This is a genomic window from Nostoc sp., assembly GCF_036917155.1.
Classification (GTDB): domain Bacteria; phylum Cyanobacteriota; class Cyanobacteriia; order Cyanobacteriales; family Nostocaceae; genus Nostoc.
In genome coordinates this window covers 1-12726 of sequence record NZ_JBALDZ010000107.1, presented here as the reverse complement: position 1 = coordinate 12726, position 12726 = coordinate 1, and the positions used below count along the sequence as shown (strand labels likewise).

Below are 12726 nucleotides of genomic sequence, written 5' to 3'. Positions count from 1 at the left end.
CTGTAAAATTTGAGTTTTCGGTTTTTCTATTGGTTAAATTCTGTGTATAGTAACACTCAGTAGTAGGGACAAAAGCACTAAAAATCGCCTAACAATCATGTCTATGTCTAGACTACTAATGAAAAGATTCCTATTATGAAATAAGTTAGCCCCTGTGAATAATCTTTATCTTTATTCAGTTAATTGTTCGCAACAGCCTTCACACCCGTCAACTTTGAGCGTAAGAAAACGATTAATTGACATTGTTGGAGCCATTGTGGGGCTGATAATCACATTTATGGTAGCAATTCCTGTGGCGATTGTTACCTTTATTCATGGGCCAAGTCCAATATTTTATTCCCAAATTCGTTGTGGTTTGAACGGAAAAACTTTCCGCATCTGGAAATTCCGCTCCATGATTGTCGATGCTGATAAACTCAAGCATTTGGTTAAAAATCAAGCTAAAGGTCACATCTTTAAGTCTGTTGACGATCCTCGTATTACTCCTGTAGGTAAATTTTTACGGCGTACTAGCTTAGATGAATTTCCTCAATTTTGGAATGTTTTGTTAGGGGATATGAGTTTAGTTGGTACTCGTCCACCGACTCCTGATGAAGTTAGTCATTACGAGCTACACCACTGGGATAGATTACGAGTCAAACCAGGTATTACCGGAGAATGGCAAGCTAATGGACGTTCGAGCATTACAGACTTTGAAACCATTGTCAAAATGGATATAGATTATCAACGCAAGTGGTCTGTAACTTATGACCTGAGTCTGATTATTAAAACTATCTGGGTGGTATTTAAAAAGACTGGTGCTTATTGAATTGGGAATTGGGAATTGGGGAATGGGGCATTGGGCATTGGGCGAATGGCACTAAGTTAAGCTGAAGGGTATGCAGCGTAAGGATTGCAGAGGAGCAGGGGGGCAGGGGCGCAGAGGGGAAAACTCTTCTACCTTGCTCCCTTGCTCCCTGCTCCCTGCTCCCTGCTCCCTGCTCCCTGCTCCCTGCCCCCTGCCTCCTTTAACCCTTGACGCCACTACCTGTTTGTGTGGGTACAATGTAACGTTGTAAAAACAGAAATAGTAATAATACTGGGGCGATCGCAATCACTGAACCAGCAGCTACTAACCGCCAATCAAGGGAAAATGTACCTGCTAGTTTTGCGACTCCCAAGGGAAGAGTGTATAAATTTTCGTCTTGGATGACAATTAAAGGCCACAAAAAGTCACTCCAAGCACCAATGAATACAAAAATAGCTAAAGTTACCAGCGCTGGGCGAACTGCCGGTAACATAATATGCCACCACAATCCTAACTCTGAGCTGCCATCCATGCGGGCGGCTTCTTCTATTTCTTTGGGGACACTCATGAAAGCTTGGCGCAACAGAAAAATGCCAAAGGCAGAAGCTAAACTGGGAAAAATCATCCCCAAATAACTATTTGTCAAACCCAACTGGACTGTCAAAATATAGAGGGGAATCATCACGATTTGGAAGGGAATCATAATCGTGGAGACGATCGCTACAAAAATCCAGTCTCGCCCCACAAATGACAATCTTGCCAACGGATAGGCAGCTAAGGCGCAAAACAGCAGATTTAAGCCTACAGTCAGCACTGACACCAATGTACTGTTATAGAGGTATTGTCCAAAAGGTAGAGAGTTCCACACACTAGAGAAGTTATTTAGTGTCGGTTGACTGGGTAGCAACTGTGGCGGCGACTGAAAAATATTTTCCGTCGGCGATTTCAAGGATGTACTAATTAGCCACAGTAAAGGAAAGAGCATCACCAGTGCGATCGCTCCCAACACTGCATATATTAGTAGAATCTGCGATCGTGATTTTTTCCAGTTCAGCATTTGATTACGAATTTTCCATTGTAATTATACAATTTGGTTAAAGCAATTCTATATCGTTCGTTATAAACAAGATCGCCAAGTTTTTTGAGATATTTTAAGCTTTCATACCCTACGTGTATTTCAACAATCAAATAGGAGTCCTATAGCTTTACTTAAGAATTTGGTTAATTTTATCGTAACCTATCATCAAAAATCTGGTTAAAGCAATTGCCGACTTCTTTAATAAATCAGAATCTAAATCCATATAGATAGATGTAGAGACATAAAATCTTACGTCTCTACAAGAGTTTTGGTTGCAAAACTTATAAATTTTATACATCAAATCAGCAACACCAAAAATCGGATCTAATCAAGTAAGCTTATAGCCTATCATCCTACAGTTTGAAGCCAATTCACAGTAGTTAATCTTCAACCGCTACATAAGGTTGTGGTTCCCGCAAGCGCTTGGCAATTTGTTCTCGTCGATACTTTGCAAGTTCGCTGTAAAGCCTCTTGCGAGAAAGATTCACACTTCCAACAGGTTCATGCTCTAGCAGTGTATGCCAAGGTGAAAATAGCAAACCCTCATCTAAGCGTTTGCGTTCTTCAAAGTCAAATTTCTGACTAGTAATGCGGACAGTTGCAACTTTTATAAATGGTGAATCTGCTTCTTGCCATTCTTTAATATGGTCTTCAATCGGCGTTTTCTCATCATCTACATAAAACTGAATGAAGAAGTCAAAAAATGCTTCTCGTCCTTCTTCAGTCAAATATTTGACCAGCGTTTCTCGGAGATAATTTTCCGATTCTGGAAGTGTTTCTGGTGTTTGTTCAGGCTGTTGAGATTTGACAGATAATTTGACAATGCGACTACCAAATTTAAACGGAGCCATGCTCCAATATTGAATCAAAAGCGGATTTCCTACCTTTTGGCTACCAATTTTTTGCAAGATCGCAAATGCGTAACCAAGTTCTTTCAGCCGTTCTGGGGTAAGTTGTCCACTACCTGCTTTGGAGAGATCCGCGTAATCACGAACATCTTTGGCCAAAAAAGTCGGATAATTGTTGAGTATAAAATCTTGGGTTTTTTCTTCATCATCCAGTACTTTCTGCCCGTCCACATTCATCACCTTGATGGCGATACCGCGAACATCAGGTTGGCTATCAGAGTGGAATTTACCACGTTTTTCAGGCGAACCACCACTAGAGAAACGAATCCATGTAGGATAGGTTTGGGGCGTTTTAAATAAACCTACTCTCAGGTCTTCAGGAAGATTCGGTTCAATAATAAACTCTCCCGAAAGGAGTCCATGACTTTTGCTATGAATTTGGCGGAGGTCTGGGCCGGTTTTTTGTTGAGCTTGGAGACTACCTGCGATAATCTCGTCAATTATTGCTTCCTGCTCAGTGTTAGATGATGTTGGGTTAGTCATAAAACATTTGATAATGTGTCTTCATTATCCTGAATCCTTCAGCCTTTCCGAGTCAATCCGGTTTCCGTAGAAACAGCCTGTAGTGGTTTATCCCAAGGTTCAATAGGTATTTGGGATAAGTAGGCAAACTCAAAGACAATTCCGATAGTCGGCTTTGTCTGCCACTGCGGTAAACTGAGCAAGCGATCGTAATATCCGCCGCCATAACCGAGGCGATAACCTTGATAGTCGCAAGCTACACTAGGGATGAGAATTAAATCTACTTCGGCAGCATCTAAAATTGGAGCGTCGGGGTGAGGTTCAATAATGCCATAAGCGCCGCTTCGGACAGAATCATCAGGTGTCCAAATATGCCAACACAGAGATTTATCAACGCAGCGAGGAAATCCCCAGCGATATTTGGTGTTTGCAAATAGGGGACTGAGGTCAGGTTCTTGGCGAAAGCTAAAATAAGCGAGGATTGTTTTTGCTTGGGTAAACAAAGTAGAGTTTTGTAAATGAGAGCATAAGCGATCGCTTTTTTCTCTCCATTCTCCAACGGACATTGATTGACGTGTTTTGAGTAGAGTGCGGCGTAGTTCTGCTTTATTTAATTGATGATTAACTTTGTCCATGAAAATTTATAGCGTCAAATAAAAAAGCCAAATCTACAGCATTCCAAAAAGCAAGAGTTGCAAAAGGATTTAGTGATTATGATTTACAATCTTTTGCCAACAAAACAGCTATTGCAAGTATTTGGATTAAGTCTCACCTTGATGCTAATACCATTCAGAAAATAGCCACTAGAGCTTTTAAGGCTTTAGAAAGAATGGCTTTCGGCAAGGCTAAAAAAGTCAGATTCAAACAAAAAGGTCAGTTTGCCTCTATGGAACGTAAGCAAGCGGCTCAACGTAAATCATCTCATGGCAGGCTAGTTAATCAAACCCTGAAACTCGGTAAACATATCAAAACCGAGAAGGTGGCGGTCATTGCGTGGCAGAAAAATTGGGGTAAGTCTATTAGCTTTAAGTCCCCCTCAAGTTTTCAATCAGAACTAGTACGCAAAGCTGAAAATGCTGGTGGAACAGTTCTAAGTGGACTCGTGGAATCAAGAATCCCCGGACTTTCCGAACAAATAAGCAAAGCGAAATTTGTTCAGTCCGGGAAGTGTCAAGCAGCGTGTTGACGATACCACTCAATGGTATTTTTTAGCCCCTCTTCAAAACTCACCTGAGCCGTGAAATTAAAGGCAAGATTCGCCCGTTCAGTATCTAAACAGCGACGGGGTTGACCATTAGGCTTGTCAGTTTGCCAAACAATTTCCCCCTTAAACTCCATCAATTCGGCGATTAGAGTTACTAAATCAAGGATGGAGATTTCATAACCAGTTCCCAAGTTAACTGGTTCCGATTCGTTATACAATTTAGTCCCCAAAACAATCCCCCTCGCTGCATCTTCTGAATACAGAAACTCACGGGTAGGACTGCCATCACCCCAAACTGGAAGTTGCTTTTCTGCTTTAATTTGGGCTTCGTGAACTTTGCGAACTAATGCGGGAATCACATGGGAACTTCCAGGGTCAAAGTTATCTTCTGGGCCATATAAATTTACTGGCAGTAAGTAAATCCCATTAAAACCGTACTGCTGACGGTAAGATTGCAATTGGACTAAAAGCGCTTTTTTCGCAATACCATAAGGGGCATTAGTTTCCTCTGGGTAGCCATTCCAAAGATCATCTTCTTTGAATGGCACTGGAGTGAATTTAGGATAAGCGCAGATTGTACCAACACAAACAAATTTTTCGACTCCAGCTTGATAGGCAGCGTGAATTAGCTGGGTTCCCATGATCAAGTTATCGTAGAACAGCTCTGCGGGTTTTTCGCGGTTTAAACCGATACCACCGACATGAGCTGCTAGGTGAATAATGATGTCTTGCTGGTCAACTGCACGTTGGCTGTTTTCCCATACACGCAGATCAGAATCACGCGATCGCGGTATCGTAATCTTCTCACGATCAGCCCCAGCTTTACACAGTTGATCTATCACCTGACGACCTAGAAACCCCGACCCACCGGTGACGAGAATGCGTTTATTTTTTAGTTCTAAGGCGGTCATATTTTTATCCTCTGTGGTGTAAATCAGAAGTGTAAAGCGCCCAGTTGTTGACGAATAGTCGCAATATCATTTGGAAATTGCGAACCATTACCATTAGGTGAAGTATGACCCAATGCTTGTAAGTCTGCTTCTACCATTAAGGAAACTAGTTCTTCAAAGGTTACTGATGGTGCCCAGCCTAACTTCTGCCGTGCTTTGGTAGAATCGCCAATCAACAGTTCCACCTCAGATGGACGGAGGTAACGCTCATCAAACTCTACATAATCTTGCCAATTGAGATTCACATAACTAAAGGCCAGTTCCAAAAACTCCCGCACTGAATGGGTTTCACCAGTCGCAATTACATAATCGTCTGGCTGGTCTTTCTGCACCATCAACCACATTGCTTTGACGTAATCCTTTGCATAGCCCCAATCTCGCTTGGCATCTAGATTACCCATATAAATCTTTTTCTGCTTACCAGCAACGATACCAGCCACGGCTCTAGTAATTTTACGGGTTACAAAGGTTTCACCCCGCCGTGGTGACTCGTGGTTAAAAAGTATGCCGTTACAAGCAAATAAATTATAAGACTCACGATAGTTTACAGTTTGCCAGTGGGCGTAAACTTTCGCACAGGCATAGGGACTGCGGGGATAAAAGGGCGTTGTCTCAGTTTGAGGTACTGCTTGTACTAAACCATACATTTCTGAAGAACCCGCCTGGTAAAATCGTACCTGAATACCAGTACGATGTTGGTAGTCTCGAATTGCTTCCAACAGACGCAGCGTTCCCATTCCTACAGCATCCACCGTGTATTCTGGTGAATCAAAGCTGACTCTAACATGGGATTGAGCGCCGAGGTTGTAAATCTCTACTGGCTTTACTTCTTCTAAAATACGCCGCAACGTCGTACCATCTGTCAAGTCTCCGTAGTGAAGAAACAACCGCACTCCATCTTTGTGAGGGTCTTCGTAAATGTGATCGATGCGGTCTGTGTTGAAGGTAGAAGTCCGGCGAATGATGCCATGAACCTCATAACCTTGTTCCAGCAAAAACTCACTCAGATATGAACCATCTTGACCAGTAATACCAGTAATTAACGCTCGCTTCTGTTGCGTCATGTTCAATTATACCTTATTGTATTTGATTAAAAAATTACAGGCAATCTGATACAACCTAGCAACTAATTGCTCAATTGCCTAATGGGAAACCTACGAGTTCTGATTGCTATGAAAATTTTTACGTAAATAAATATACTTAATAAAAGTAATCTAACACGTAAGTCCAACCTTAGATAGATCAAGATTGTTTAATTATGTATATTTTTTCTCCTACCAAATAAATTAAGATTCTTTTCGTACACTTTGTTATTTTTGTCAAAACTTCACATATTTCTGATTTTGTGAAGACTGAATCAAATAGGTATTTGAAATTAGACTTTTGGCAAAAATCTGAATTAGGGCAAAAGGAGCCACTGATAAACACTCAGAGAATTCTGAGTTAAGTAGAAGGACAGAAAATATAGATAATTATATAAAGAAAGATGAACAATTTTTTAGTTTTAGGGAAATAATTGCTGTTTAGGGGCATTAACTGCCCCACAGAATCGACCCTAAGTAGCTACTCAGTATGCCCCGTTATTTTTGGGCAAAATGACCACATCAATAGTTTTCAAGATGATCCATAAATCAAGCCAGAAATTCCGAAATTTGACATAATGCAGGTCTATTTGGACTCGCCGAGGGTAGGGAATGTCATTACGCCCAGATACCTGCCACAAACCAGTAATTCCTGGACGGATTGTTAAAATCTCATCAATGTGACAACCGTATTTTGGCAGTTCTTCTGCTACCAAGGGTCGAGGGCCGACTACACTCATGTCCCCTTTTAAAACATTCCAGAACTGGGGAAATTCGTCTAAGCTAGTAATTCGCAAAAATTGACCAATTTTGGTTATCCGGGGGTCTTGTTTCAGCTTAAAACTGCTTTCAAATTCTTGTCGCAATTCGGGCGATGTTTCCATCATTTGCATGAGGATTTCGTCTGCATTGCTTACCATAGTTCGGAATTTAATACAATTAAACGCTTTGTAATTTTTTCCTACCCGTTCCTGGACATAAAATATTGGGCCTTCTGAACTGAAGGCAATCAGCAAAGCCAAAATTAAGTAGACGGGGAAGAACAAAATTAATACCGACAGCGAAAACACTATATCGAACAGTCGTTTGGCAAACTCTCCGTTTAAACCCTGAAAAGGTAAACCTTTGGGTTTAACTTTTGGCGTCTTTGTTTTTTGACCGCGTTTTAAGAAAGTACGCGTAGACGCTTTAGTGTCTTGCCGTACGCCCCGCTTGCCGGAGAGGAGTGAGCTCTGGGCAGTCATCATACTCCTTAATAATCCACACCACACATAGTCCCAATATTAAAGCCAAAATGAGGTTCTTCTGGGGGAAATTGCCAAAAGCCTAAAAAAATAAGAGGTTAACCAAGACCATCATTGCGAAAACGGTCTTTTTTCGTTGCATTTGTTTACAAAGTCTAGATAACGCTCGGCAAAGATTTGCGGTGAAAACTGCGCGGCGTGCGATCGCATATACTCGGAACTGAACGAACCCTGATAAACTTCAAACTTTTCTACTGCCTCCACTAAAGCCGCTTCTGTTTGCGTTCTGAAAAATATACCTGTCACTTTATCCACACCAGAGTGGATATCTCGCACTGTTTCTAGAGCGCCTCCTGCACCGTAGGCAATCACTGGCGTGCCACAGGCTTGTGCTTCCACTAGGGCAATCCCAAAATCTTCACAAGCTGCATATACAAAAGCTTTAGCCCTAGACATATATTTTTTTACCACATTATCGGGTTGCCATCCCAGTATTTGGATGTTGGAGTTTGCCATCTCACGAATCTTGTTCATTTCATCTCCTGTACCAATGACTACTAATGGTCGTTTTAGTTGATTAAAAGCCTTGACAATCAACGATATTTGCTTGTAACTTACCAACCGGGAAACTGTCAGGTAAAAGTCCTCTTTCTCAGATAAAAATGGAAATTCCGCAATATTCACTGGTGGGTAAATGACTGTTGCTTCTCGCCGATAGCAACGCCAAATCCGCCGAGATGTATGCTGCGAGTTGGCAATGAAGTAATCAACGCGATTGGCACTCAATACATCCCACTGGCGCAAACGATGTAATAAATATCGCGTCACCCACCCAGGTAAGCCACTACCTAGTTTGCTGTGGTGCAGATAATCAAAAGTCAAGTCCCAGGCATAGCGCATAGGGCTGTGACAGTAGCAAATATGCATCTGTTCGGGAGTGGTCAGGATTCCTTTGGCAACAGCGTGAGATGAAGACAGAATTACATCATAATGCCGCAAATCAAGTTGTTCAATTGCCAAAGGCCACAAAGGCAAGTATTTTTGTATACCGTTACGGGCATAGGGAAAGTTCTGGAGAAACGTCTTGCCAATTTGACGCTTGTATAAATAACTTTCTCTATTGCTGGATTCAAAATCGATGAGAGCATACAAATCAGCATCAATGTGATTCAAAATTTCTCGTACAACGAGTTCTGAACCACCGGTGGCTTTGGGTGTCAGCCACTCATGAACTAGAGCATATTTCAAGGGCACAGCTAAACAATTCAAAATTCAAAATTCAAAATTCAAGATAGTTTTCTTAGACTCCGACTGAAAAGTTTCCTCTTGTGATTAATGAATGGGAAGCGCCCCAGATTAGCACATAAGACGGTATCTTTCCCTGAGAGGTTCCAGATGGATGCTGCAACCTGATAATCTCAGATTGGGAATGGGGTATTGGGCATTGGGCATGGGTTATTCTCCTTGTTGTTTCCCTAGTCCTCAATCCCCAGTCCCTACTCTACTCCCCAATCTCTTGATGAAAACTGATATATAAAGGGTGAATTTATGCGAATTCTGATTATCGGTGGTACTCGGTTCATTGGTGTCTATTTAACTCAACTACTAGTGGAACAAGGACACGAGGTGGTGCTGTTCAATCGTGGGAATCGTCCAGCACCTTCTTTACAAAGAGTAGGACAAATTATAGGCGATCGCACAGATGCTACTCAATTAAAAGCAAAGTTATCACAAGAAAACTTTGATGTCATTTTTGACAATAACGCGCGGGAACTTACTGATACTCAACCACTAGCAGAGATTTTTCAAGACCGAGTGCAACATTTTGTGTATATGAGTTCTGCGGGGGTTTATCTCAAATCTGACCAATTGCCCCACATAGAAGGCGATCCAGTAGATCCCAAAAGTCGGCATAAGGGCAAGCATGAAACAGAAGCCTACCTGACTCAATTAGGATTGCCCTTTACTTCGATTCGCCCTACTTATATTTACGGCCCTCGTAATTATAATGAGTTGGAAGGCTGGTTTTTTGACAGAATTGTGCGCGATCGCCCCATTCCCATCCCCGGAAATGGCCTGCATATCACCCAGCTAGGTCATGTAAAAGACTTGGCACTAGCAATGACTCAGGTTTTGGGTAATAAACAAGCCATAGGACAGATTTATAATATCTCTGGCGATCGCTTTGTCACTTTTGATGGTTTAGCCCGTGCTAGTGCTGTAGCAGCTGGTAAATCACCTGATGCTGTAAAAATCGTCCATTACGACCCGAAAAAATTTGATTTCGGCAAGCGCAAAGCTTTTCCCATGCGGGTGCAGCATTTCTTTGCTTCGGTGAATAAAGCGCAAACAGAATTAAACTGGCATCCTGAATATGATTTGATTTCTGGGTTACAAGACTCTCTAGAAAATGATTATTTGGCTAATGCAAAAGATCAAGCCGATGTTGATTTCTCTGTAGATGAGGAGATTTTACAAGCGTTGTGAATGAAGAGTGCTGAGTACATAGTGCTGTACATGGATAGCGGGGCGTTTAGCCCGTGCTGAGTTGAAAGACCGCGCCACTTGCGGGCGGGGTATCAACCTTCTCCTGACCAAAAGATTCCACCCACAAGGGGCGGGGCTTTTACCATAGTGCAAAAGTACTGAGTATTCAATCTTCTTTACTCAGCACTCAGTGCTGAGTATGGTAAAGATGTTTAGGGGTACATCGCTGTGCAGTAGCCAGGGCGAATAGAATTGCCTGCGGCACACTGCGTGTAGCTTGCTTCTGTGCAGGAGTACGCGGCTACACTGGCATTGTCCGCCTCCGCAGACTAAAGTCAAATTAAGGGTTTGAAACCCAGGATCGGTAGCTTTTGTTTGTGTAGACGCGGTTTCTAACCGCCCGTTTCGCTTAAGTTGACTGATGCGATCGCGTTTTCATATACAACACGGCGGAAATAAACCACCCATTTAAAATAGCCAGAAAGCTTACCAAGCCCCTTCGGGGCGGGAACAGGGAACTCTTAACAGGGAACAGAAAAAAAATTAGCCCCGAATACAGGGTTTAAAGCCCCTAAATTTATTTATGAAAAGAGATAAAAATATTTGAAACGAGATGGCGTCAGCCACGATGTTTCAATGTGTCCTTGTACAAATCCCCTGATTTTAATTATGGGGATTTCCCTGTTGCCTGTTGCCCGTTCCCTGTTCCCTTTTAAAAAATAAGCATTCTTTCTTTTTACTTTTGCCTTTTTACTTTTGCCTTCTTGTACTAGTAGGTACAGTTACCTTTGCATGCTTGTTAACGTAGTCTACAAATAATTGCTTCAATCGGGGACTAATGCCAGCGTGTTCAAAGAATCCAAAGCCCAAATTTCTAGCTTTTGCTAAGGTTTGTTCTGGTGTTAATCCTTCCTGGATAGCAATACTCAACAGCGCAATTCCAGTCGAGCGCATCCCGGCAGCACAATGCACAACAGCTGGTTTAGGGATTTGCTCTAGTGTCATGAGGATTTTGGTAATCACTTCTTCATTTAAATTTTTTAGATCCACCTTGAGTGGAACATTTTGATAATACAGCCCTAATGCTTCTGCTATTTTTTGCTCATCCTTAGAAAATCCTAGTTCATCAGGCGATCGCAAATTTAGAACGGATTTGAAACCTTCTTGGATAGCTTGCTCAAGCTGTTTCGGTATGACTTGTCCTGTGGTTGTCAAGTTTTCGTTAATCTGTATGGCGTTGATCACATTCACTCCTTTTGACTTTCTAATGTCTTCCAGCTTGATAAATACTCTAAGGGAGCAAGCTTTGAGAAGATATTCAAACAAACACCGCAAAATTAGCCAAATATCACAAGATATTGCTTTATTACTTCAAAATTAGTCTTTTGAAGCTGATTATTTTATTGCTTCATCCATAATATACGGTTTGCCGATAGATTTACTGGTGATTAAAGCTTATTATACTTTATGCCGATACAATTACCGTAGGTTATATTTCAGGAGTTATACTATTGGGCAAGTTGGGGAAGCAATTGGATCAAGATTTTTGTGGACAGGGGTATAAATCATCACTGCCATAGAACAGGTTCCTTCTTTAATCTATTGAAATAATATTGTTCCCAAATGTGACACAGTTAGATTTCACTGAACTCTATGAAGTCTTTGCTAAATTGCCAAAGGTGCAATTATATCTACTGGCGGAAACACTCGAACCAAATACCAATTTACAAAATGATTGGGACTTTGAAGTGTTGATTAACTTTTTCTCTGTGGAACGCTACGCATAGTCTAAAATCCAAAATGGTATAATCTGAATGCCAGTTCTCAACCTATGAGCTATAACGAAATATCTCTTCGACCTGCCCAGGAAACAGATGCCTGGGTGCTGAGTGCAATTCATATTGCTGCTATCAAGGCTCTACCTGCAACTTTTTACACCCAAAAAGAACTTTTAGCTTGGCGTCATTACCGCAACAAAGCTGATGGTTCAAATATCTTGAAAAGTATGAAAGCGGAAACTTTCTGGGTTGCGATCGAGGGAGATGCTGTTATAGGTTTTGCTAGTTTCATTCTTGATGAACTAATCGGGCTGTACGTCCATCCTAAATATCAAAGAAAAGGGATTGGGCGTATTTTAGTTCAACATTTTTGCGACGAAGCAACTGAGCAAGGTATAGATAAGGTAATTACAAATGCTAGCCTTTATGCTGAAGGGTTTTATTTACGACTGGGATTTACTGCCATCCAAAGAGCGCCTCATTATTTAAGAAGTGGGATAGTTGTTCCAGTTACTAAAATGAGTAAAACATTAGCTACCGCACCGAAATCAATTTGAGAGGGTAAAGATTTTCAATAACTTTAAAAATGCTGGTATCAAGATTATTTTTCCCAAGTTATAACCGCTTTTTTTACCAAGCCACTTCGGGGCGAGAACAGGGAACTCTTAACAGGGAACAGAAAAAAAATTAGCCCCGAATACAGGGTTTAAAGCCCCTAAATTTATTTATGAAAAGAGATAAAAATA

Annotated in this window: 13 protein-coding genes; 5 read left to right on the top strand and 8 right to left on the bottom strand. The window is 41.5% G+C overall.

Translation table 11 applies throughout. The features are described from left to right. Positions 1 to 154: 154 nt before the first annotated feature. Positions 155 to 808 carry a sugar transferase gene (locus V7K67_RS15280; protein WP_334730233.1) on the top strand — a complete coding sequence of 218 codons (654 nt, stop codon included), beginning with the start codon at positions 155 to 157 and terminating at the stop codon, positions 806 to 808. A 199-nt stretch (positions 809 to 1007) separates the two neighbouring features. On the opposite strand, the gene V7K67_RS15275 is transcribed toward V7K67_RS15280, so the two are convergent. From V7K67_RS15275 to V7K67_RS15265, 3 genes are all read right to left on the bottom strand, one after another. Beyond that, positions 1008 to 1844, bottom strand: a complete 837-nt coding sequence (locus tag V7K67_RS15275) for a carbohydrate ABC transporter permease (RefSeq protein WP_335167251.1) — start codon at positions 1842 to 1844, stop codon at positions 1008 to 1010. A gap of 401 nt (positions 1845 to 2245) precedes the next feature. Further along, positions 2246 to 3256: a catalase family protein gene (locus V7K67_RS15270; protein WP_335167247.1), complete on the bottom strand. Its 1011-nt coding sequence runs from the start codon at positions 3254 to 3256 to the stop codon at positions 2246 to 2248. Between the two features lie 38 nt (positions 3257 to 3294). Continuing rightward, positions 3295 to 3870, bottom strand: coding sequence for a 5-formyltetrahydrofolate cyclo-ligase (locus V7K67_RS15265; protein WP_334707345.1), 576 nt, complete (start codon positions 3868 to 3870; stop codon positions 3295 to 3297). A gap of 251 nt (positions 3871 to 4121) precedes the next feature. Between V7K67_RS15265 and V7K67_RS15260 the strand changes: the two genes are divergently transcribed. Then, positions 4122 to 4421, top strand: coding sequence for a hypothetical protein (locus V7K67_RS15260; protein WP_335167245.1), 300 nt, complete (start codon positions 4122 to 4124; stop codon positions 4419 to 4421). On the opposite strand, the gene V7K67_RS15255 is transcribed toward V7K67_RS15260, so the two are convergent. The 4 genes from V7K67_RS15255 to V7K67_RS15240 all read right to left on the bottom strand — a co-directional run bounded on the left by V7K67_RS15255 (position 4406) and on the right by V7K67_RS15240 (position 8969). After that, positions 4406 to 5350, bottom strand: coding sequence for a GDP-L-fucose synthase family protein (locus tag V7K67_RS15255; RefSeq protein ID WP_334730238.1), 945 nt, complete (start codon positions 5348 to 5350; stop codon positions 4406 to 4408). The genes V7K67_RS15260 and V7K67_RS15255 overlap by 16 nt on opposite strands. A 23-nt stretch (positions 5351 to 5373) precedes the next feature. Beyond that, entirely contained in the window at positions 5374 to 6453 is a 1080-nt protein-coding gene (gmd, locus tag V7K67_RS15250; RefSeq protein WP_334707342.1) for a GDP-mannose 4,6-dehydratase, read from the bottom strand. A gap of 503 nt (positions 6454 to 6956) precedes the next feature. Then, positions 6957 to 7715 carry a sugar transferase gene (locus tag V7K67_RS15245; RefSeq protein WP_334730257.1) on the bottom strand — a complete coding sequence of 253 codons (759 nt, stop codon included), beginning with the start codon at positions 7713 to 7715 and terminating at the stop codon, positions 6957 to 6959. Between the two features lie 111 nt (positions 7716 to 7826). Beyond that, positions 7827 to 8969, bottom strand: a complete 1143-nt coding sequence (locus tag V7K67_RS15240; protein ID WP_334730239.1) for a glycosyltransferase — start codon at positions 8967 to 8969, stop codon at positions 7827 to 7829. A gap of 294 nt (positions 8970 to 9263) precedes the next feature. Between V7K67_RS15240 and V7K67_RS15235 the strand changes: the two genes are divergently transcribed. After that, the gene (locus V7K67_RS15235) at positions 9264 to 10202 is read left to right on the top strand and encodes an NAD-dependent epimerase/dehydratase family protein (protein ID WP_334730240.1); all 939 of its coding nucleotides are present in this window, start codon (positions 9264 to 9266) and stop codon (positions 10200 to 10202) included. A gap of 750 nt (positions 10203 to 10952) precedes the next feature. Here V7K67_RS15235 and V7K67_RS15230 read toward each other — a convergent pair. Beyond that, positions 10953 to 11447 carry a beta-lactamase hydrolase domain-containing protein gene (locus V7K67_RS15230; protein WP_334710575.1) on the bottom strand — a complete coding sequence of 165 codons (495 nt, stop codon included), beginning with the start codon at positions 11445 to 11447 and terminating at the stop codon, positions 10953 to 10955. Positions 11448 to 11827: 380 nt separating this feature from the next. Between V7K67_RS15230 and V7K67_RS15225 the strand changes: the two genes are divergently transcribed. Both V7K67_RS15225 and V7K67_RS15220 read left to right on the top strand, forming a co-directional pair. Continuing rightward, the gene (locus V7K67_RS15225) at positions 11828 to 11989 is read left to right on the top strand and encodes a hypothetical protein (protein ID WP_334730241.1); all 162 of its coding nucleotides are present in this window, start codon (positions 11828 to 11830) and stop codon (positions 11987 to 11989) included. 44 nt (positions 11990 to 12033) lie between these two features. Beyond that, entirely contained in the window at positions 12034 to 12537 is a 504-nt protein-coding gene (locus V7K67_RS15220) for a GNAT family N-acetyltransferase (RefSeq protein WP_335167242.1), read from the top strand. Positions 12538 to 12726: the final 189 nt, after the last annotated feature.

Coding starts and splice junctions, on each gene's coding strand:
- V7K67_RS15260 (WP_335167245.1), top strand. CDS start 4,122: ATGGAACGTAAGCAAGCGGCTCAACGTAAATCATCTCATGGCAGGCTA.
- V7K67_RS15255 (WP_334730238.1), bottom strand. CDS start 5,350: ATGACCGCCTTAGAACTAAAAAATAAACGCATTCTCGTCACCGGTGGG.
- V7K67_RS15220 (WP_335167242.1), top strand. CDS start 12,034: ATGAGCTATAACGAAATATCTCTTCGACCTGCCCAGGAAACAGATGCC.
- V7K67_RS15265 (WP_334707345.1), bottom strand. CDS start 3,870: ATGGACAAAGTTAATCATCAATTAAATAAAGCAGAACTACGCCGCACT.
- V7K67_RS15275 (WP_335167251.1), bottom strand. CDS start 1,844: ATGCTGAACTGGAAAAAATCACGATCGCAGATTCTACTAATATATGCA.
- V7K67_RS15245 (WP_334730257.1), bottom strand. CDS start 7,715: ATGACTGCCCAGAGCTCACTCCTCTCCGGCAAGCGGGGCGTACGGCAA.
- gmd (WP_334707342.1), bottom strand. CDS start 6,453: ATGACGCAACAGAAGCGAGCGTTAATTACTGGTATTACTGGTCAAGAT.
- V7K67_RS15235 (WP_334730240.1), top strand. CDS start 9,264: ATGCGAATTCTGATTATCGGTGGTACTCGGTTCATTGGTGTCTATTTA.
- V7K67_RS15270 (WP_335167247.1), bottom strand. CDS start 3,256: ATGACTAACCCAACATCATCTAACACTGAGCAGGAAGCAATAATTGAC.